This is a genomic window from Kitasatospora sp. NPDC085895 (assembly GCF_040702125.1).
Classification (GTDB): Bacteria; Actinomycetota; Actinomycetes; order Streptomycetales; family Streptomycetaceae; genus Kitasatospora; species Kitasatospora arboriphila.
Map to the genome: position 1 here is coordinate 21,474 of NZ_JBFBJY010000032.1, position 20,905 is coordinate 42,378.

16 protein-coding genes are annotated in these 20,905 nt (G+C 76.2%); 5 read left to right on the forward strand and 11 right to left on the reverse strand.

The features are described from left to right. Positions 1-42: 42 nt before the first annotated feature. The 7 genes from AB0442_RS20685 to AB0442_RS20715 all read right to left on the reverse strand — a co-directional run bounded on the left by AB0442_RS20685 (position 43) and on the right by AB0442_RS20715 (position 12,611). A complete protein-coding gene (locus AB0442_RS20685; RefSeq protein ID WP_366164389.1) occupies positions 43-2,298 on the reverse strand; it encodes a TOMM precursor leader peptide-binding protein in 2,256 nt (751 codons plus the stop codon). 24 nt (positions 2,299-2,322) lie between these two features. Then, positions 2,323-5,586: a type 2 lanthipeptide synthetase LanM gene (locus AB0442_RS20690; RefSeq protein ID WP_366164390.1), complete on the reverse strand. Its 3,264-nt coding sequence runs from the start codon at positions 5,584-5,586 to the stop codon at positions 2,323-2,325. A 1-nt stretch (position 5,587) separates the two neighbouring features. After that, complete coding sequence (locus tag AB0442_RS20695; RefSeq protein WP_366164391.1) at positions 5,588-7,819, reverse strand: ATP-binding cassette domain-containing protein; 2,232 nt, start codon at positions 7,817-7,819, stop codon at positions 5,588-5,590. Continuing rightward, a complete protein-coding gene (locus AB0442_RS20700) occupies positions 7,816-10,149 on the reverse strand; it encodes an ATP-binding cassette domain-containing protein (RefSeq protein WP_366164392.1) in 2,334 nt (777 codons plus the stop codon). Before AB0442_RS20700 ends, AB0442_RS20695 begins: the two co-directional genes overlap by 4 nt. Then, entirely contained in the window at positions 10,146-11,096 is a 951-nt protein-coding gene (locus tag AB0442_RS20705; protein ID WP_366164393.1) for an acetyl-CoA carboxylase biotin carboxyl carrier protein subunit, read from the reverse strand. The genes AB0442_RS20700 and AB0442_RS20705 overlap by 4 nt, the downstream gene beginning before the upstream one ends. Then, the gene (locus tag AB0442_RS20710) at positions 11,093-12,343 is read right to left on the reverse strand and encodes a cytochrome P450 (protein ID WP_366164394.1); all 1,251 of its coding nucleotides are present in this window, start codon (positions 12,341-12,343) and stop codon (positions 11,093-11,095) included. Before AB0442_RS20710 ends, AB0442_RS20705 begins: the two co-directional genes overlap by 4 nt. Before the next feature lie 103 nt (positions 12,344-12,446). Beyond that, on the reverse strand, positions 12,447-12,611 hold the full coding sequence (locus AB0442_RS20715; protein WP_179419324.1) for a hypothetical protein: 165 nt from the start codon (positions 12,609-12,611) through the stop codon (positions 12,447-12,449). A gap of 264 nt (positions 12,612-12,875) precedes the next feature. On the opposite strand from AB0442_RS20715, the gene AB0442_RS20720 reads away from it, so the two are divergent. The 4 genes from AB0442_RS20720 (at position 12,876) to AB0442_RS20735 (ending at position 16,991) form a co-directional block, all read left to right on the forward strand. Continuing rightward, positions 12,876-13,844 carry an ABC transporter ATP-binding protein gene (locus AB0442_RS20720; protein WP_366164395.1) on the forward strand — a complete coding sequence of 323 codons (969 nt, stop codon included), beginning with the start codon at positions 12,876-12,878 and terminating at the stop codon, positions 13,842-13,844. Beyond that, entirely contained in the window at positions 13,841-14,722 is an 882-nt protein-coding gene (locus tag AB0442_RS20725) for an ABC transporter permease (protein WP_366164396.1), read from the forward strand. Before AB0442_RS20720 ends, AB0442_RS20725 begins: the two co-directional genes overlap by 4 nt. 119 nt (positions 14,723-14,841) lie before the next feature. Beyond that, positions 14,842-16,353 (forward strand): NAD(P)/FAD-dependent oxidoreductase, encoded by a 1,512-nt coding sequence (locus AB0442_RS20730; RefSeq protein WP_366164397.1) that lies wholly within the window; start codon positions 14,842-14,844, stop codon positions 16,351-16,353. Positions 16,354-16,463: 110 nt separating this feature from the next. After that, on the forward strand, positions 16,464-16,991 hold the full coding sequence (locus AB0442_RS20735) for a hypothetical protein (protein ID WP_366164398.1): 528 nt from the start codon (positions 16,464-16,466) through the stop codon (positions 16,989-16,991). A 61-nt stretch (positions 16,992-17,052) separates the two neighbouring features. Here AB0442_RS20735 and grpE read toward each other — a convergent pair whose 3' ends face one another. Continuing rightward, positions 17,053-17,502 carry a nucleotide exchange factor GrpE gene (gene grpE, locus AB0442_RS20740; protein WP_363548294.1) on the reverse strand — a complete coding sequence of 150 codons (450 nt, stop codon included), beginning with the start codon at positions 17,500-17,502 and terminating at the stop codon, positions 17,053-17,055. Positions 17,503-17,598: 96 nt separating this feature from the next. On the opposite strand from grpE, the gene AB0442_RS20745 reads away from it, so the two are divergent. After that, entirely contained in the window at positions 17,599-17,964 is a 366-nt protein-coding gene (locus AB0442_RS20745) for a hypothetical protein (RefSeq protein ID WP_366164399.1), read from the forward strand. Positions 17,965-17,992: 28 nt separating this feature from the next. On the opposite strand, the gene AB0442_RS20750 is transcribed toward AB0442_RS20745, so the two are convergent. The 3 genes from AB0442_RS20750 to AB0442_RS20760 form a co-directional block, all read right to left on the reverse strand. Then, positions 17,993-18,736 (reverse strand): TetR/AcrR family transcriptional regulator, encoded by a 744-nt coding sequence (locus AB0442_RS20750; protein WP_366164400.1) that lies wholly within the window; start codon positions 18,734-18,736, stop codon positions 17,993-17,995. A gap of 65 nt (positions 18,737-18,801) precedes the next feature. After that, positions 18,802-20,316: an MFS transporter gene (locus tag AB0442_RS20755; protein ID WP_366164401.1), complete on the reverse strand. Its 1,515-nt coding sequence runs from the start codon at positions 20,314-20,316 to the stop codon at positions 18,802-18,804. 106 nt (positions 20,317-20,422) lie between these two features. Beyond that, positions 20,423-20,905 carry a MarR family transcriptional regulator gene (locus AB0442_RS20760; protein WP_366164402.1) on the reverse strand — a complete coding sequence of 161 codons (483 nt, stop codon included), beginning with the start codon at positions 20,903-20,905 and terminating at the stop codon, positions 20,423-20,425.

Here is a 20,905-nt window from a genome sequence, read left to right on the forward strand (position 1 = left end):
GGGAGGGGCGGGCCGCCGAGCAGCACGGCGGCCCGCACGTCGTCAGATGAAGATCGGGACGGGGTTGAGGTCCTCCTCCCGGGTCGGCCGGTCGAGCCAGCCGAGGGCGAGCGGCACGTCGTAGAGGCGGCCGGGGGCGAAGCGGGCCCAGAAGTGCCGCATGCCGGGGACGATCACCTTGGCGACCGGCAGGCCGACGTCGGGGCGGGTCTGGTCGAGCACCAGGAACTCCATGCCGCGTTCTTCGACGAGGTGCTGGGCGAGCCGCAGGTCGTCGGCGAGGTCGGTGCCGGCGAGCTCCGCCCAGCGGCCGGGGCCGGCGGCCGCGGCGGCCGGGTCGGGCAGCAGATGGGGGTTGCCGGCGACGGTGGCGGTGGTCCACCAGGCCTTCTGCTCGGGGTCGGCGCCGGCGTAGCTGACCCGGCCCTCGGCGTCGCCGGCGACGGGGCCGAGGAACTGGTTCATCTCGGTGAGCGCCCGGGTGAGGGCGATGTGCGGGTCGAGGTGGGCGCCGAAGGCGATCAGGATGTCCTCGGCGGGCTTGTCCAGGCGCCGGGAGAACGCGCCGACCACCGGGATGCCGAAGTCCGAGGTGAGGTCGAGCGCCCAGATCTCTCGGCGCAGCCCCCGGTAGATGTCGCGGAGTTCGGCGATGTACGGGTCGCCGAAGGCGTCCAGGTCGACGGCGGGCCGATGGACCCGGTTGTACCACCAGAGGGCGACGGCGTCGCGTTCGACGAGTTCCAGGAAGCCCTGCAGGGCGGCGTCCTCGAAGGAGGTCCCTGCCGCGCAGCCGTTGGAGTCGCCGGCGGCGAAGAAGCCGTGGCGGTGCCGGTAGCCGTAGTAGAGCGACATGGTGGGCAGCCAGCGGGTGCGCTGCTCGGTGAGCGACCAGGCGGGCGACCATTCGATCCGGTCGTCCTCGCGGAACCGCTCGGGGACGGTGTTGAACATCGAGCGGCGGGCGTTCCAGCGGGCCCGCTCCTCGTACTGGCGGTCGCTGTAGAGCAGGGTGCGGGCGGGGTGGATCGCGGCGTCGCCGAGTTCGGTGTAGCTGGCGGTGCGGCGGGCCTCGTCGCCCTGGAAGACGCCGGAGTAGCGTTCCATCGCCTCGCCGAGTGCGCTGGCCCGGGCCTGGACGTCGGTGCGGCCCTTGCCGCAGCTCACCGAGCGCAGGCCGGTGCGCAGTTGGCGCAGGTCGCCGCTCTGCCGGGAGAGGTTCTGCCCGGAGACGTACACCCGCAGGCCGGTGGGGGTGCGGGCGGCGGGTACCAGGGAGGTCACCACGCCGGTCACCGGGGAGAGTTGGGACCGGTAGCGCTCCAGCATGTCCTCGGGGGAGGCGGAGCGGTGGCCGCCGTCGGCGGTGAAGGCCTTCGGCCGGGAGGTGAACTCGACCGGGGCGAGCTGGCGTTCGGCCATCAGGCCGGCCTCGCCGCAGGCCGGGCACTGCGGGCGGCGGACCAGCTTGTGGCGTTCGGCCTCCAGCAGCACGGTGTCGAAGGTGAGCACCACCGGCTCCGCGGGGCGCACCCCGGCGAGCCACTTGGCGGCCTCCAGGGCAGCGAGCTGGGCGCCGGTGCCGAGGGTGGGGGCGAGGTGGGCGCCGGCGGTGGAGATCGGGGTGTCCTGGCCGAGCCGGTGCTGCAGGTAGCTGAGCGACTGGCGGTTGGCGGAGAGCCGGTGGGCGAGGCACTCCCAGCAGGCGGTGGCACCGTCGGAGGGGCCCGGGACGAAGACCGGGCCGACCCAGACGATGGAGCCGACCGGGCGGGCGAGCAGCCAGGGGCGTCCGCTCGCGCGGGCGGCGCGGTCCCGGTCGGCGAGGCCGGGGTGCAGGTAGTCCTCGGTGAGGGCGACGGTGAATTCGGCATCCTCGTCGACGGTGACGCCGGCGGCGGCGAGGGCGTCGAGGAAGGGCTGCGGGTCCAGGTCGCCGTACACCTCGACCCGGGCTCGGGAGGTGCGCAGGGCGGCGGAGGAGGCGGCGCCGTCCAGGCCGGCCATCTCCAGGTAGGCGGCGCCGGCCGGGTCGTCGACGGGCCCGGCGGGGGCGAGGTAGCCGCGGTCGCGGAGGGTGCCGACGGCGCCGAGGACCTTGTCGGCGGGCACGGTGCCGTCCAGCGCGGCGCCGATCTGCTCGGGGGTGCGGGTGCCGTCCAGCAGCGGGGCGAGGCGCTGGGCGAGGGCGCCGTCGACCACACAGACGCCGCGCTCGGAGACCAGGTAGACGGCCTCGCCGTCGACGACGTACGGGGTGTAGTGGCGTTTGAAGCCGATCGCGGTGGTGTCGGACATGGCGGTCCCTCGGGTCTCGGGCGGTCAGCGCAGGGTGGCGAGCGGGGCGGTGGCGGGGTCGAGCAGGCGCAGCAGCAGCAGTCCGACGGCGGCGGTGCCGTCCAGGGCGCCGAGGTTGATCCGGTCGTCGGCGGCCCGGTCGGGGTGCCAGCGGCCGGTGGCCGCGCGGCGGGCGATCAGCTCGCCGACGAGCAGCCCGGCGGCCTCCCGGCCGTCGTAGAACGGGCCGGGCAGCAGCGCGTCGGCGCCGTCGGGGACGGTGTGCAGCAGGCCGGCCTCGGCGGCGGTGAGCGCCTCGCCGGCGGTGGCGACCAGGTCGCGGGTGGTGCGGCCGGCGATCTGCGCGGCGCCGACCGGCGGGGTGAGGGCGCCGAGTTCGGCGGGGTCGACGGTGCCGGCGCCGAGCGAGACGGCGGTGTCCAGGCAGGCGAGCCGGCCGGCCCGGGTGGCGGTGGCGAAGCGGTGGCCGCGGAGGCGTTCGCGGACGGTCTCGGGGGCGGCGAGCAGGCCGGGTGCCTCGGCGAGGGTGCGGGCGAGGGCGGCGGCGACCGAGTCGGGGCCGGCCGGGACGAGGTCGAGGAAGCCGTTGTCGGCCGGCTCCTCGTCCGGACCTGCGGCGAGGTGGTCGAGGGCCGCGGCGGCCAGGGTGCGGATGCCGTCCTCGGTCGGCGCGTGGCCGGGGCCGGTGGCGCGGCGCAGCCGCAGCAGGTTGAGCAGCAGGCCGGCGGTGCCCATCGGGGTGTCGGGCCGCGGGGTGCGGGCGGGGCGTCCGGGGCGGGGGTCGGCGGGGGTGGCGACGGCGAGTGCGCCGGGCACCAGGGCCTGGGCGCGGGCGAGGAGTTCGGGTTCGCCGAGCAGGACGCCGGCCCGGGCGAGGGCGTGGATCAGCGATCCGGGGCCGGCCAGTCCGCCGGGGACGGGGGCGCCGGCGGCGAGCCGGGTGTCGGCGGCGAAGGCGAAGCCGCGCGGGGAGTCCGGGTCGATGAGGTCGGCGGCGGTGGTGAGGGCGTGCAGGGCGGCGCGGTGGAAGCGGGGTTCGCCGGTGGCGGCCCAGAGTTCGGCGAGCAGGACGGCGAGGCCGGGGGTGCCGGTGACGAGGTCGAGGCCGAGCACCTCGACCTGGCGCAGCCCGGTGCCGGGGTACCAGCTCTGGCCGAGCCAGCCGTGGCCGCGCCGGTCGGCGAGGATGCGGTCGCCGACGGCGACGGCGTGGCCGAGGAGTTCGCCGGAGCCGGGGGTGGTGCGGCGGGGCCGGGCCGCGAGCGGGGCGGGCAGTTCGGTGCCGCCCCGGGCGGCGTCGATGCAGCCGGTGAGGACGGCGAGGTGGGTGTCGAGGTCGAAGGTGTCGAGTTCGGCGACCCGGTGCTGGAGGCGCTGCCAGCCCGTGCCCTGGAAGTGCCCGGGGATCTCCCGGCCGTCGGCGGTGAAGACCGAGGTGGAGGTGGTGAGCGAGCGGAAGAACGGGATGTCGAGGACGCGGTAGGAGTCGAGTTCGGCGAGGACGACGTCCAGCAGGTCACCGCGGCCGGGGTCGCCGGCCCGGGCGGTGACGGCGCCGTGCAGGGCTCCGGCGATGACCGTCTCGCGGGTGGCGCCGCTGTCGAGGGCGAGCGGGCTGGTCGAGGCGCGGACGATCTTGTAGCCGTCCCAGGTGTGCCGCCAGATGTAGCGCACCCAGATGCCCCGGAAGGGCGCCAGCGGGCCGTCCGCGGAAGCGAGTTCGCCGCGCAGCGCGTACAGCGCGGCATGCATCTCGCGGTAGCCGGCGGTCAGCTCCTCGGTGTACTGCCACGGGTCGGCGGTCTCGCCGTCGTGGACGGGCCGGTACGGGGGCAGCGGCAGTGCGGGTACGCCGGGGGCGACCTCCAGGCTGCCGATCCGGGAGAGGCAGCCGATGTCGAGGGCGCCGGAGTGCTTGGCGGGTGTCCACGCCTGGAAGGCCATCGCGGTGCGCACCACGGTGGACTCCAGCTCGTCCAGCAGGCCGTGCTGGCCGGGGCCGAGCACCGGTGGCGCCTGCACCCGCGGGTAGAGCAGGCACTCCAGGTCGATCAGGGCGGGGTGCTCGCCGTCGGCGATCAGGTTGTCGGCCCACAGGTCGCGGCCCTCCAGCAGCTGGACGAGCCGGATCGTCATGCCGAGCCGCCGGTAGAAGCGGGCGAAGCCGCCGCGGTCCGCGCAGGGACGGTGCGGGACGAGCTCCTCCCAGCCGTAGTCGCTCTCGCAGTCGGCGGCGAGCGAGGCGCCGTGGCCGTCGTCGCCGCGGTCGCTGCGCAGCAGCACGGTGCGCTCCGGCAGGTCGAGCGGGAGGTCGCGGTTGAGCCGGCGGACGAGGTCGAGGTAGGCGGCGGCGTGCCGCATGTCCTTGGGCTTGTAGACGACGGCCGGGCCGGTCGCGAAGTGCAGCAGGGCGACCGAGCGGCCGCCGGCGTGCCGGTCGCCGGCGTCGCCGCGGACCTGGTCGAGGGGGCCCGGGTCCTCGCCCTGCCAGAGCTGCTCGACGAGCAGCGCCCGGTCGGCGGCGAGCCGGGCGAACAGCTCGGTCTGCACGTGCTGCCACTGCCGGCAGACGGTGCCGACCAGGTACGCGAGGGCGGGTAGCCGCTCCAGCCGGGCGAGCCAGCCCTCGACGGAGGTGTCCAGGCCGCCGGCGGCGTCCCAGTCGGTGGCGCGCGGCCGGCCGGTGGCGGCCTGCAGTTCGTGGCAGAGCGAGAGGTTGCAGGCTTCGGTGAGCCGGGCGGTCAGGGCGCCGGCCAGGTCTCCGCGGGCCCGGTCGGTGACCGGGACGCCGAGGATCCCGCCGGGGCCGTCGGGCAGCAGCGCCCGGGCGGCGGCCCCGAAGGCGGCGGTGAGGGCGCCGGGCGCGGTGGTCTCCGGGCCGGGTGCGGCGGGCAGGGTACGCAGGAAGGCGGCGAGGGCGAGCGCCCAGGGCGGCAGCGCGGCCGGGTCGGCGAGGACGACCGGGCGCAGGCCGTCGCCGAGCGGCCGGCCGGTCTCCGCGAGGTGGTCGAGCAGGACGCCCGCGCCGCCGTGGCCGCCGGCGGCGCGGCGCAGCCAGGTGTCGACGGCGGCGGCGCGGGCCCGCCGGTCCTCGTCCGGGTCGGGGGCGAAGTGCGCGGTGCCGTCCGGCCGGGCGGCTGCGCGGTCCTCGAAGGAGGCCGCGGCGGCCACCACGGCGCGCAGCCGCTCGTCGCCCCGGGCGGTGCCGGGGAGCAGCCGGGCGGGGCCGGCGCCACCGTCGGACGGGGTGTCGGCGGGGCGGAGCCAGGTCTGCAGGTCGAGCGACATCTCACATCTCCTGGAGTCGGGCGAGGCGGGTGAACAGCGGGTCGGTGCCGAGCAGTTCGTCGTACGTGCCGGTGGCGGTGACCCGCCCGCCGGAGAGCACGTGGATGCGGTCGGCGGTGCGGACGGTGCTGAGCCGGTGGGCGATGACGATGCGGGTGGTGTCAAGGCCGGCGACGGCCTCGGCGACCTTGCGCTGGGTGGCGTTGTCGAGGGCGGAGGTGGCTTCGTCGAGCAGCAGCACGGCGGGCCGGCGGACGAGGGCGCGGGCCAGCAGCAGCCGCTGGACCTGCCCGCCGGAGAAGCCCTGGGCGTCCTCGCCGATCCGGGTGCCGAGGCCGAGCGGCAGGCGGCGCAGGTCGTCGGCGATGCCGGCGAGTTCGGCGGCCTCCCAGATGCGGTCCTCGCTGACCTCGCTGTCGGTGCCGGCGAGGTTCTCCAGCAGTGAGCCGCGCAGCATCCGGCCGTGCTGGAGGACGGCGCCGAGCCGGCGGCGGACCAGCCGGGCATCGAGGCCGGCGAGGTCCCGGCCGTCGTAGCGGACGGTCCCCGACTCCGGCTGCTCGAAGCCGAGCAGCAGCCGCACCAGGGTGGACTTGCCGGCGCCGGAGGGGCCGACCACGGCGACCAGTTCGCCGGGTGCGGCGTGCAGCGAGACGCCGTCCAGGGCGGGGGCGGCGGTGCCCGGGTAGCGGAACACCGCGTTCTCCAGGGCGACGTCGCCGCCGAGCGGGCCGGGGTCGGCGAGCGCCCCGCGGCGCTCGCCCGGTGCGGACTCGGCGAGGATCGGCCGCAGCCGGTCCAGCACGGGGGCGATGCCGTAGGCGCCGGCGGCGGCGTGGGTGACCTGGCCGAGCGCCATGGCGACCTGGCCGGCGGCGACACCGGCGGCCATCAGGTGCCCGGACGGGGTGTCCCCGGCCGCCGTCGCGCCCGCCAGCAGCACCGCCAGCAGCAGCGGTTGCAGGGCGGCGGTCAGCGCACCGGCCGCGGCGTCGGCCCGCTGGGCGGCGGCGTCGGCCCGCTTCTGCGCGGCGAAGGGCACCGCCCAGCGGGCGAAGGCCTGGATCTCCCGGCCCGCCGTCTGGATCTTGTCGATGCCGAGCAGCAGCCCGTACAGCACGCCCTGCAGCCGGCCGTGCAGGGCGAACACCTCGCTCTCGTACCGCTGCCGACGGCGGCCGAGGGCCAGCAGAAGTCCGGTGACCACCAGCACGGCGAGCAGCAGCAGCGCGCCGAGCCACGGGTCGACCAGCAGCAGCACGGTCAGCCCGGAGGTGGCGAACACCGCGCCGAGCACCGCGCCGACCAGCACCTCGGACATCGCCTGGCGGGCCTGGGCGACCGCGTTCGCCCGGTGCACCAGGTCGCCGGTGGTGAAGTCGCGGAAGAACCGGGCGTCGTGGCCCAGCAGCCGGTCCCAGACGGCCGGTTCCAGCGCGGACTGCACCCGCCCGGTCAGCCGGACGGCCGCCGTGTTGCGGACGAGCACCAGCAGCCAGGACGCCGCCACCGCCGACCCCAGCAGCAGGGCCAGCCAGCGGACGGGGTGCCGGTCCGCCGCGAGCAGCTGCGGCAGCAGCACGCCGGTGCTGAGCGGCACCAGCAGGCCGAGCAGGGCCGCGGCCAGGCCGGCCGCGGTGAGCCGGGCGAGGTCCCGGCGGGCACCCGGGACGGCCAGCACGAACCGGGCCAGCCCGGCCGGACCGAGTGCACCGGGCGGCAGCGGCGGGTACAGCAGCAGTGCCCGCCGCTGCAGCGCCACCCGGTGCCTGCGGCCGGCGGGTCGGGCACCCGCCGGGTCGTACCGCCGGTGGCCGCCGGACGGGCGCGGCACCAGCGCGATCGGACGGCCGTCGTCCGCGGCGAACCCGACCACCGGGCCGGCCAGCCCGGCCGGGTCGCCGTGCCCGTCCGGGCCCTCCGGCAGGGTGATCGGGCGGGACCGCACCCCGGCCGACCGCAGCAGCGCGGCCAGCGGGTCACGGGCCGTCCGCACCGCGGCGGGCAGGTCGGCGGGCGGTCGGCCGTCCTCGCCGCGGAGCCCGAGGCCGAGCGCGTCGAGGACGGCCCGGGCCCGGTCGGCCGGGTCGGTGGCGGCGGGCGGCGGCGCGGCGGCCGACGGGCCCGCGGTGTGCAGCTCGCCGAGGGCGGCGGCCAGCGCCGCCCGGTTGGCGGCGGCGGTGGCGGCCGGGCCCGCCGTTGCGGGGGCCGCCGGGGTGGTCGCGGTGGTCATGCGGTCTCCTGGGTGCCGGTCGCCCGCTCGGCGAGCGGGGTGTCGGCGCGCGCGGTGCCGGTGGGCGCGGTGTCGGCCAGCAGGGTGCGGTACGGGCCCGGGACAGCGGCGAGTTCGGCCGGGGTGCCCTGCTGGACGATCCGGCCGTCCGCGATCACCACGACCCGGTCGGCGGCCTGCACGGTGCTCAGCCGGTGGGCGAGCACCAGACAGCTGGTGCCGCGGCGGCGCAGGTGCGCGTTGACGGCGGCCTCGGTGTGCGCGTCGAGCGCCGAGGTGGCCTCGTCCAGCACCAGCAGGGCCGGTTCCAGGGCGAGCGCCCGGGCGAGTTCCAGGCGCTGGCGTTCGCCGCCGGAGAGGTTGCGGGCGTCCTCCTCGATCCGGGCGCCGTCCGGGCCGCCGCGGCGGCGCACCAGTTCGGCGGCCTCGGCGTCGGCGAGCGCCCGGTGCAGGGCGTCCTCGGGCAGGGCCGGGTCCCAGAGCGTGAGGTTCTCCCGGACGGTTCCCTCGAAGAGCCGCAACTGCTGTTCCACGTAGGCGACCTGGGAGGTCACCACGGACCGGTGCCAGTCGTCGCGGGGGCGGCCGTCGAGCAGCACCCGGCCGCTCCACGGGCGGAGCACCCCGGCGGCGAGCCGGGCCACGGTGGACTTGCCGCTGCCGCTGGTCCCGACCACGGCGACCCACTCCCCCGGGCGGATCCGCAGCGAGATGCCGGAGATCGCCGGCGGCCGGTTGGGGTCGTAGCCGAAGGAGACGTCCTGCAGCTCCAACTCGCCGGTCAGCCGGGCGGGTTCGGCTGATTCGGCGGGGACCTCGAGGACGGGGACGAGAAAGGGGTCCGGCTCGGTGGTCTCCACGTCCTCCAGCAGCGCGTTCTGCGCCCGGGCGACGGTGAACTCCGATCCGGTGCCGACCAGCTGGCCGACCGGCAGGAGGAAGCCGTTGAGCAGCAGCAGGAAGGCCACCAGGGTGCCCAGGGTGAGCGAGCCGCCGAGCAGCAGCGCGGTGCCGGCCACCACCACGGTCGCGGTGGCGGCCGAGTTGAGCGCACCCGGCAGCGACAGCGGCACGATCACCGCGGCCGTGACCTTCTGGCCGGTCTCCATCGCCCGGGCCTGCCAGCCCGCCCAGGAGCGGAAGAAGGAGTCCTCGGCGCCCTCCGCCTTGACCGTCTCGATCGCCGACACCCCGGCGAAGGCGACGCCGTCCCGCTTGTACTGCTCGGCGTGCAGCCGGTGCACCAGGCCGCCGCGGCGCCGGTCGGCGACCCTCAGCGCCAGTACGTCCAGCACCGCGACGGCGACCGGCACGGCCACGAGCCGGGGTTCCAGCCAGGCCAGCGCACCCAGGTGGACGGCGGCCCCGGCGGCGGAGGCGGCGGCGCCCGCGGCCCGGTACGAGAGCAGCGCGGCCAGGCCGTCGTTCATCTGCACCCGGGTCACCAGGCCGCCGAGCTGCCGCCGGTGGAAGAACGAACCCGGCAGCCGCAGCATCCGCCAGAGGAAGCCGGACGAGCCGCGGGCGGCCATGGCCTCCAGCACCCGATTGACCAGGCTCTGCTGCAGCCAGGTGCCGAGCAGCACCGTCACGGCGACCGCAGCCGCCGTCAGGGTCAGCGGCAGCGCCCAGGAGGCGGTGCCGGCCAGGGTCACCGAGGCGAGGTAGGCGCGCAGCAGGAACGCCGCCGCAACCCCCGGCACCGCCAGCAGCACCGCCAGCAGCACGGCGAGCAGCAGCGGGCCGGCGAACGGCCGCATCCGGCCGGCCAGGGCGTGCAGCAGCGGGAAGCGGCGGCCGCCGCGCTCGAAGTCCGGGCCCGGCTCGAAGCCGACCGCGATCCCGGCGAAGGACTCCCAGAACTCCCCGGGTGAGGCCGAGTAGGTGCCCAGCGAGGGGTCGTTGATGTGCACCCGGCCGCGCCGGACGCCCTCGAAGACGGCGAAGTGCGGGCCGGTGACCAGCACCATCGACGGCACCGGTACCTTCTCCAGGCCGAGCAACCGGCCCTCGGCGCGCACCACCCGGCGGCCGCGGGCGATCAGCCCGTACCGGCCGGCGGCGCGGGCCACCGCGGCGGCGCTCACCCCGTCCCGGCTCACCCCGCAGGACCGGGACGCCTCCTGCAGGGTCACCCGCCGGCCGAAGGCGCCGAGCACCACGGCCAGGCAGGCGGCGCCGCAGTCCTGCTCCTCCATCTGCGGCACGACCGGGGTGCGCAGGTAGCGGCGCGGCCTGCGCCGTCGCGGAGCCTTCGCGGGCTCCTCCTGCGCGGCCGGACGGGGCGTGTCGGCGGCCGTGGCCGGACTCTCCCGGACGTCGAGGCTCATCGCGCGGCCCCCTTGCCGAGCACGGCCTGGTACGGGTGGCGGGCGCCGAGGTCGAGGTTCACGGTGACCGGCAGCGGGCCGGGCAGCGCGGCCGCCGACCGCTGCACTGCGGGCGGGAGTTCGGCGTACGCCGTCCAGACCGGGGCCGCGCCGGCGGGCAGGCCCGGCAGCGCGACGGGCAGGGTGCCGTCCAGCGAGTCGGCGCGGGCCGGCAGCGGGTCGACGGCGGTGATCACGGCCCGGACGGGTGCCCCACCGGGGACGGGGACGAGCACCGTCCGGCCCGGCCGCAGCTCCCCGGCCCGCGTCGGGTCGGTGGCGAACAGCCGGACGGTCAAAGGGAGTCCGGCCGGGTCGAGGGTGAGGACGGGGGCGCCTGGGGCCAGCAGCCCGCCGGGGGCGGCCGCCAGCGCGGAGACGGTGCCCGCCCGGTCGGCCCGCAGCTCGGACTGCCGTCCGTCGGCGCTCCGCAGCACGGCCACGGCCTGCCCGGCCGCCACCCGCTCACCGGGCGACACCAGCAGCCGGACGAGCGTGCCCGCCTGCTCGGCCCGGACGGTCGCCGGGGCCGAGCCGTGGGCCACCACCGCGGGCAGGGCCACGGTGTGCGGCAGCGTGCCGAACACCACCCAGGTCGTCCCGGCGCCGACCGCGAGCAGCAGCGCCGCCGCAGCGGCCGACAGCCGCGCGCCGACCAGCCGCACCGGCTGGTCCAGCCCGGGTTCGAGGACGGCGGCGGCCCGCCCGGCGGCCGCCGCGGTGGCGGTGGGCGCGGTGGGCGCCGCGGTCACGGTGGGCGCCGCGACCGTGCTCACCGCGCCGGGCGGTGCGGGCTCGGGCGGTGGCGTCGACGTCGGGCCCCGCTCCCCCGCCGCGCTGGGCGTCGGGGTCGGTGCGGCGCTCGTGCCGCCGCGTCGGGTGCGTTTCCTGGTGGCGGTGCCGCTCATGCCTGCCCCACCTCCGTGAGGACCGGTCGGGGCGGGCAGTGCAGCGGGAGCTCGCGCAGGCCGCCGAAGACGAACTGGGTGCTCCACGGGGCCGTCCGGGTGGTGAGCGGGGTGCTGAGGGTGCGGTGTTCGCCGGCTGCGGCGAGGCCCCGCAGGACGGCGGCCCCCGCCATCAGGGAGAGCGGGGCGCCGAGGCAGTGGTGCGGACCGTGGCCGAAGGCCAGGTGGCGCAGTTCGGCCCGGTCCGGGTCGAAGCGGTCGGGGTCGGCGAAGCGCCGCGGGTCCCGGTTGGCGGCGGCGTACAGCAGCAGGACGACCCGGCCGGCGGGGATGACGGTGCCGGCGACCTCCACCTCCCGGGTGAGGGCGCGGGCGCTGGCCCGGACGGGGCTGCCGAGCCGCTGCGCCTCGTCGAAGACGGCGGCGGCGTCGGCGGGCCGCTCGCGCAGCCGCTCGGCGAGGCCGGGGGTGTGCAGCAACTGCCAGACGGCGAAGGAGAGTCCCGAGGTGAGTGTCTCCAGGCCGTTGGCCAGCAGCATGACGACGAAGGCCAGCAGGTCCCGGTCGTCGAGCCGGCCCTCGCCGCGGGCAACGGCGAGCCGGCTGATCAGGTCGTCGCCGGGCCGGGCCGCGCGGGCCGCGCAGAGTTCCTCCACGTAGCCGCGGAACTCCTCGAACTCCGCATCGAGTTCGGCGATGCGGGCGGCGCCCTCGGTGCCGTCGAAGTCGTCGAGCAGCGAGCGGGCGACCAGGCGGGCCCAGCCGGTGACGCGTTCCTGCTCGGTGTCGGGGATGTCGAGGATCGCGCAGGAGACGGCGACCGGCAGCGGCACGGACAGGTCGGCGACGACGTCGAACGAGCCCGCGGCGAGCAGGGGTTCGAGCATCCGCTCGACGGTGCTCTCGATGCGCTCCCGCATCTGCTCCAACCGGCGGACGCTGAAGGCGGTGGTGGCGAGCCGCTTGAGCCGGGTGTGGTCGGCGCCGTCGCGCATCGGCAGCATCCGGTCGACCACCCGGGAGAGCGCGGTGGCGCCGGCCCGGGGCAGGCCCACGGCGGTCGGGTCGACGGCGGTGCCGGGGTGCACGAGGACGGTGACGATCTCCTCGTAGCCGGACACGACGTGCACCCGGCCGAGGTCGAGGACCGGCGCCTCGGCGAGCAACCGGCGGTAGAGCGCGGGTGGGTCCTGCTGTGCGGCGGGCTGTTGGATGAACCGCGTCAGCTCGTGCCGGAGGCTGTCCATGCCCGGCTCTCCTCAACTGGGTCGGTGGGGTGCTGAGTTGGGGGAGGAAACAGGGGTGCCGCGGTGGAACCCGCGAGGCGGGCCCACCGCGGCACAGGACCCGTTACTCCGCGGCGGTCTCGGCGACCGAGTTGGACACGGAGCTGAAGCTGGAGACCGGGCAGGCGGCGCAGGCCAGCGAGCTGACGCTGATGCCACCGTTGACGGTGTCGAGCTCCTCGACCTCGATGTCGAACTGCTCGTTCTCGGTGATCTCGTTCTCGGCCATGGTGGTCTCCCTCCGATGGTCGGCGCCGCTCCCCGGCCGGGGCCCGGTCACCGTTCTCCGCCTCCGTTCGCCGGCCTTTTCTCCGGCCCGCTCTCGGCGACGAGAAAAATATGCACCGGGGGCACAGGAGTGCGACAGTAAGGGATGTAAGGAATTCACCCGTGGAAAATGACACACCCCCTCGCATGACATTTTGCACCCATTCTGAGCTGCACATATGTGGACTCTTGCCTTGACCCTCCACCACCCCTCACGCTGTATTCCATGACATCCACCATCAGCTCCAGAATTCCCGGGACGGCAGCCGTGGAGGTGCGGGACCTGCACCGCCGATACGGCGATTACGAGGCGGTGCGCGGCGTGTCCTTCACCGTCGCCCGCGGAGAACTCTTCGCCCTGCTCGGCACCAACGGCGCCGGCAAGACGACCACGCTGGAGGTGCTGGAGGGCTACGGCCCGCCGAGCTCCGGCACGGTCCGGGTGTTCGGCCTGGACCCGTACGCGCAGGGCCCCGAGGTCCGACGGCGCACCGGCGTGATGCTCCAGGAGGGCGGCTTCTTCAAGGAGTTGACCGTCTCGGAGACGGTCGACTCCTGGCGGGGCTTCCTCACCGGGCCACGGCCGACCGCCGAGGTGCTGGCCCAGGTCGGCCTCACCGAGCGGGCGGGCACCCGGGTCGCCCAGCTGTCCGGCGGCGAACGGCGCCGGCTGGACCTCGCCCTGGCCGTGCTGAACGCCCCCGACCTGCTCTTCCTGGACGAGCCCACCACCGGCATGGATCCGGAGGCCCGCCGCACCACCTGGCGGATCGTCAAGGAACTGCAGGACTCCGGCACCACCGTGCTGCTCACCACCCACTACCTGGAGGAGGCCCAGCAGTTGGCCGACCGGGTGGCCATCATGGACAAGGGCCGGCTGGCCGCGGTCGGCACGGTAGAGGAGGTGCTCTCCGGGCACGGCACCAGGATCACCTTCCCGCTGCCGAAGGGCGTCAGCGAGACCCAACTGCCGCAGGTGACGGGTGGGTCGGCGATCGTCACGGACGGCGTCGCGGTGTACACGGCGGCCCGAACCGCCCCGGCGCTGGCCGCGCTGCACGCCTGGGCGGCCGAGTGGTCGGTGGAGCTGGACGGCATCGAGGTGCGGCCCGCCTCCCTGGAGGACGTCTTCCTGGAACTGGCACACGACGGCCGCGGCACCGACGCGGCGCACGAAGGGGCAGGTGCACGATGACCACCACCGACACGACGGGCGCGCTCGCGGCCCGCCGCACCGAAGCCGCCCCCGTGGTGGCCGCACCGCACGGCCGGCCGGGCTACGCCCGAGGCCAGTTCCTGCTCTCCTGGCGGGTGTTCTGGCGCAACCGGCGTTCCACCTTCATCGGCTTCCTGCTGCCGGTGCTGCTCAACCTGGTGGTCGCGGCCCCGCTGCGCGGCAAGGAGATCGCCGGGGTGAACGCGGCCGGCTACACCACCGTCGGCTTCATCGGACTGGCCCTGGTGACCTCGTTCATCAACCTGCTGAACGGGGTGGTCGCCCGCCGCGACGACCTCGTCCTCAAGCGGCTGCGCGGCACCGAGGTCCCGCCGACGGCGATCTTCGCCGGTCAGATCGGCGCGGGCGGCGCCGTGGTGCTGCTGCAGGTGCTGGTGCTGGGCGCGGTCTCGGTCGGCTGGTTCGGGGCGGAGCTGCCCGCCGACCCGCTGCTCTTCCTGCTCACCGTGGTCGGCGGCTACCTGCTCTTCGCGGTGCTCGCCGTGGCGCTCTCCGGGGTGACCCCCAGCGCGGAGGCGGCGCCGATGGTGGCCACGCCGGTGCTGCTGCTCTGCATGTTCGGCAGCGGCGTGGTCGCCCCGCTGGCCTCGATGCCCGACTGGCTGCGGCCCGCCGCGCACGTGCTGCCGCTCGCCCCGGTCGTGGAGACCCTGCGGACGGCCTGGTTCGGCCGCGGCTTCGGCCACGAGACCTGGGCGGGCGCCCCGCTGGAGCGGCTCGACCTGCTGCACGGCTGGGCGCACGCCGCCCCCTCGCTGCTGATGATCGCCGCCTGGGTCGCCGCCGCGGCCGTCCTGGGCCGCCGGCTGTTCCGCTGGGAGCCCCGCCGCGGCTGACCGCCGCACCGCCCGGCGCGCACCCCCGACCGCCCGGGGGTGCGCGGGGCCGCCGCCCGGGTGTGCGAGAGTGCGGACGGACGGATCGTCAACGGGCGGGTACGAGGAGCGTGGGCGCGGTGGCAGGGCGGGCTTCCGGCAGCACGGCGGACGGCGGCCGGGGCGGCGGCGGGGGCGGCCGGGTCGACGCGGTGGTGGTCGGCTCCGGGCCGAACGGGCTCGCCGCCGCACTGCTGCTCGCCGCGGCCGGCCTGGAGACCGTCGTGTACGAGGCCGCCGACACCGTGGGCGGCGGAATGCGCACCGCCGAGACCACCCTGCCCGGCTTCCGGCACGACCTCTGCTCGGTCGCCCACCCGATGGCCCTGGCCTCGCCGTTCTTCCGCGCCTTCGGCCTCGCCGACCGGGTCGACCTGCTGCAGCCCCCGGCGCCGTACGCGCAGCCGCTGGACGGCGCCCCGGCCGGGATCGCCTACCGCGACCTGGACCGCACCGCCGAACGGCTCGGCCGCGACGGCCGCGCCTGGCGGGCCCTGTTCGGCCCGCTGGTGGACCGCTGGCAGGGCACGGTCGACGCCGCGCTCTCCGACCAGCGCCGGCTGCCCGCCGACCCGCTGACGGCGATTCGACTGGGTCTGCGGGTCGCCGAGTTCGGCACCCCGGCCTGGGGTGCGCGGTTCCGCGACCCGGCCGCCCGGGCGATGCTCGCCGGCGTCGCCGCGCACGCCGTCGCCCCGCCGCGCGCCCTGGCCCCGGCCGGCGCCGGCCTGCTGCTGGCCGCCCTGGGACACGCCGTCGGCTGGCCGGTGCCGCGCGGCGGCAGCCAGGCGATCGCCGACGCCATGACTGCCGAACTGGTCCGCCGCGGCGGCCGGATCGTCACCGGCCACCGGGTCGGATCGCTCGCCGAACTCCCGCCCGCCCGGGCCGTCCTGCTCGACCTCACGCCCGCCGGCCTGCTCCACCTTGCGGGGCCCGCGCTGCCCGAGGGGTACGCCCGGCGGCTGCGCGCCTTCCGGTACGGCTCGGCCGTCTGCAAGGTCGACTTCGCGCTGGCCGGCCCGGTGCCGTGGGCCGACCCGGCCTGCGCCGAGGCGGGCACCCTGCACCTGTCCGGCACCCGCGAGGAGACCGTCGCCGTCGAACGCGAGGTCGCCGCGGGCCGCCACGCGGCACGGCCGTACGTGCTGGCGGTGCAGCCGGGGGTCGTCGACCCGGGCCGGGCGCCCGCCGGGATGCACACCCTGTACAGCTACGCCCACGTGCCGCACGGCTCGACGGTGGACGTCGGCGAGGCCGTGGAACGGCAGGTCGAGCGCTTCGCCCCCGGCTTCCGCGACCTCGTCCTCGCCCGGTCGGCCACCACCGCCGCCGACCAGCAGCTGCACAACGCCAACCACGTCGGCGGTGACATCGGCGGCGGTGCGATGTCGCTGTGGCAGACCGCCTTCCGCCCCGTCCCCGCCCTCGACCCGTACGCCACCCCCCTCGACGGCGTCTACCTCTGCTCCTCCTCCACCCCGCCCGGCCCCGGCGTCCACGGCATGGCCGGCCTGCACGCCGCCCGCCGCGCCCTGAAGCACCGCTTCGGCCTCACCGGCGACCCGCTGCGCCGCCTGGCGGAGGGCTGAGGAAGCCCGGGATGCGGAATCGCCGTTGACGAGTCCGCCGGCGCTGCCGGAGGCTGTCCCGGACCGGTCGTCAGAAGGCCGCCCAGGAACCACCGCTCAGGGAGGGGACCGTGCAGCCACGGACCCGGACCGTACCCGCCCGCCTCGGTGCGGCCCTCGCCGCGGCGCTGCTCCTCGCCGGCTGCACGTCCGGGGCACGGCACACCGCGGCTCCCGCGCCGTCCGACGGCGGGCCGACCCACGGCAACCGGATCCACACGGGCAGCGAGGCGAGCCCGTCGTACTGGGTGCGGTCACCGACGGACCGGTTCGCGCTCCTGGTGGAGGAGACCGGGTCGAGGAGCGATCCCGGCGGCACCCGCCGCCGGGCGGTGATCAGGTCCTACACGCCGTCGCCCTCGGCGACCGGCGAGGGGACGCTCGGGGCGGTGGTGTGGCGCGACACCGCGGAGTACGGCACCTTCGCCGACAGTCCGTCCTTCCTGTGGGAGGAGGCCCGGGACCGCGTCCGGATCGTCCTCACCCCCGGCGGCGCGCCGCACCCGTCGGTGGCGTTCCACGTGGTCACGGAGGGGCCCGGCGGCGCCTGGTCGCCGCGCACGGTCGACGGGTCGGAGTACCGGGACGTCCCGGTGTAGGTCCGCGGGAGGATCCCGCAGCCGGTGCGCGGGGAGCTCGGGCTGTCCTGACCGCCGGTGCTCAGTCCGGGCCGGACGGCGGTTCGGCGACGACGACCTCGGCGGGGCGCAGCATCTGGTCGCCGACGCGGTAGCCGGTGCGGACGACCTCGATGCAGATCGGGCCGGTGACCACGGCGGACCGGGTGTAGCCGACGGCGAGGTGCAGCACGGGGTCGAAGGCTTCGCCGGGTTCGCCGAAGGACTGCAGGCCGAGGGCGCCGAGCTCGCTCTCCAGCAGGTCGGCGACGGCGCCGAAGCCGTCGACCACCTCGCCGGCGGCGCGGGCCCGGTCGAGGGCGTCGAGCACGGGCAGTAGCCGGGCGAGCACGTTGGAGACGGCGATCTCGCGGACGGCCAGGCGGTCGCGGTGGACGCGGCGGCGGTAGTTGTCGTACTCGGCCTTGAGGCGGCGCAGGTCCTCGTCGGGCCCGGCGTTCGGGCCCTCTCCGTCGCCTGCCGAGTGCGCCATGGACCGGACTCCCTCCGGGCGGTATCCGCAGCCCCTGAAACCGGGATAATTCTGGATAAAGGGCTTGTCAAGGGCCGAGGCAGGGAGGTAGACGCGATGATCACCGAACTGGCCGTGGAGCGGGTCGAATTCACCTGCGGACAATGCTGGCACCGCTGGTCCGTGGACTACGACGTCCAGCACTACCGCGACGACGACGGCACCGACTGGGAGTACTTCTCCCGCGACGGGATCGGTGCGGCGTCCCCCTACACGCCGGACGGCGGGGTTCCCTGTCCGCAGTGCGGGCGGCACTGGGTCGGCCACCTCGTGGCCCGGCGGCTGGTGCCGCTGGCCGGCTCCGGCGGGTCCGCGCCGCGCCACCTCGTCGAGGACCGGGAGAGCCACCGCCCGGAGCGGCACGAGGCGCCGTTGCTGTCCGGCACCGTGCACCGCGAGCCGCACCCGGCGCCGCCCAGCTGACCACCGGCCGCCGACCCACCGACCGCGCTCAGCGCTGCGCGGCGACGGTGGCGTCGATGCCGGCCAGGGCGATGTCGAGCCCGGCCTCGAACTGGCTGTCGCGGGAGGCGCGCAGGCCACCGTCCTCGGTGGGCGGCAGCAGGTCGGCGCTGTCGAGGAAGCGGGCGTCGGCCCGCTCGGCGACGCCGCGGACGACGCGGTTGAGTTCGTCCTCGTGGAGGCCGGAGGCCCGGACCCGCTCCTGCCACTGCGACTCGGCGAGCGCGAAGCCGTAGACGAACTGCAGCACCAGGCCGAGGGCGCCGCCGAGCCGCTCGCCGGTGAGCCCGGTGCGGCGGATCGCGCCGATCGCGCTGGTCGAGAAGAAGAGCGCGTTGGGGCCCAGGGCGAGGAACTGGCCGGCGAGTCGGGCGGCCCAGGGGTGTTCGTGCAGGCAGCGGCGGTACTCGCGGGCGAGCAGCCTGAGGTGGGCCCGCCAGTCGTCGCCGTCGCCGAGCGGCGGGATCCGCATGTCGCCGAAGGCCTCGTCGAGGGCGAGTTCGAGGAGTTCGTCCTTGTTGTCGACGTACCAGTAGACCGACATGGGGGTGACGTCCAGGGCGGCGGCGAGTTTGCGCATGCTGAAGGCCCGGACGCCGTCGGCGTCGAGCAGGGCGACGGCGGTGCGCACGATCCGCTCGCGGCTGAGGCCGGCGGGCGCGCTGCCGCGGCGCCGCTCGCGGGGCGGCGCCACCCAGATGCTGACGGCCGGGTCGCGGGGCTTGTCCGCCATGCTCGTCCTTCGTGCTCGCTGCACGGCCGCCGGTGCTGCGGCCGTGCAGCGATCGTAGGGCCGGATCAGCCCGCCTGGGCCACCGGCTCGGCGGGGGTGGACGCGGCGGGCGGCGCGTCGGCGGCCCGGCCGAGCAGCCAGGCGGCGACCAGGCCGCCGGCCAGCACCGCGGCGGCGCCGATCAGCTGTCCTGCGGTGAGGCTGTCGGCGAAGGCCGACCGGATCGTGCCGGCGGCGGAGGCGCCGCCGGCGGCGAGGGCGTCGGGCAGCGAGCGGGCGGCGGAGTCCGGCAGCCCGGCGGGCAGTGCGGCGGCGAAGTTCGCGGCGAGCACGGCGCCGAGGACGGCCACGCCGAGCGAGTTGCCGAGTTCGCCGAGGGTGCCCATCAGGCCGGAGCCGACGCCGGCCTTCTCCGGCGGGATGGAGGTCATCACCGCGCCGGCCATGGCGGGCTGGGCACAGGCGACGCCGGCGCCCATCATCACCAGGCCGAGCAGGATGCCCGGGTAGGAGCCGCCGTGGCCGAAGAGGGCGATCGCGGCGAGTCCGCCGGCCAGCAGCGAGAGACCGGTGGCGATGGCGGCGGGCGGTGAGAGCCGGGCGGTGAGCCGCATGCCGGTGCCGGTGAGGTTGAGCGCGACGACGGTGAGGGCCATCGGGGCGGTGCGCAGGCCCGCGTCGAGCGGCCCGTAATGGAGCACGAACTGCAGGTGCTGGGTGAGCAGGAAGAGCGAGCCGCCCATGCCGAAGCTGACCAGGACGCCGCCGGAGACGGCGCCGCGGAAGCGCGCGTTGCGGAAGAACGCGAGGTCGAGCAACGGGTGTTCGATCCGGCGCTCCCAGAGGCCGAAGGCCAGCAGGAAGAGCGCGCCGAGGCCGCCGGCGAGCAGGGTGCGGGGCGCCGTCCAGCCGTAGCCGGGGCCCTGGATGACGGCGTGGACGAGGCCGGTGAGGCCGGCCGTGGAGAGCACGGCGCCGAGCAGGTCGGGGCGGTCGCCGCGCGGGTCCTTGGACTCGGGCACCAGCCGGCCGACGGCGATCAGGCCGAGGGCGGCGACCGGCAGGTTGACCAGGAAGGTGGAGCCCCACCAGAAGTGGTTCAGCAGCAGACCGCCGATGACCGGTCCGAGGGCGACGCCGAGCGAGGCGACGGCCGTCCAGGCGGCGATCGCCTTGGGCTGCTCGTCGGCGTCGAAGGTGCGGACGACGATGGCGAGGCTGGTGGCGAGCAGCAGGCTGCCGCCGACGCCCATGCCGGCGCGGGCGGCGATCAGCTGGCCGGGGTCGCCGGCGAGGGCCGCGGCGAGCGATCCGGCGCCGAACAGGCCGAGGCCGATCATCTGGACCTTCTTGCGGCCGTACCGGTCGGCGAGGCCGCCGGCGGCGATCAGCAGGCCCGCCTGGGCGAGCGAGTAGGCACCGATGACCCACTGGGTCTGGGAGGTGGTGGCGCCGAGTTCCTCGGCGAGGGAGGGCACGGCGACGTTGAGGATGGTGTTGTCGAGGATCACGACGAGTTGTGCCAGACAGATGACCGCGAGGATCACCCATCGGTCCGGACGGCGCTGGGGATCGGCCACAGCCGGCTCCACTCTCTCTTCTACGGTGTACAAGGCTTGTACACCGTAGAAGAGAGTCCGCGCGGGGCGCCACCGGTTTGCGGCAACGCATCCGCCCGGCGGGGCGTCAGAGTCCGGCGCGGATCTCGTCCAACGACTCCTGCATCAGCGTCCGGGCCCGGGTGAACCAGTCGGCCAGCACGGCGACCTCCTCCGGGCCGTAGTCGGCGAAGAGGGCGCCGAGGCGCAGGTAGAACGGCCTGTAGGCCTCCATGATCCGCTGCCGGGCCGAGGGGTCCATCGCGATCCGGACCTTGCGGCGGTCGTCCGGATCGGGCGCGCGGCGCGCGTAGCCGGCCTTCTCCAGGCGGTTGAGCACCCCGGTGACGGCGCCGGTGGTGAGGTTGGCCCGCTCGGCGAGGTCGCCGGCGGCCAGCGACTCGCCCGCCAGCTCGGCCTCGACGAGGAAGCCGATGCAGGTCAGGTCGGTGGTGTTGAGGCCGAGTCGCGCCGCGATGTCCTGCTGCCCGAAGTGGGCGAGGGCGATCATCCGGTCCATCGCCTGCAGGGCCTGCTCGGGGGTCGCAGCCGGGCGCGGCTTGCCTTCCAC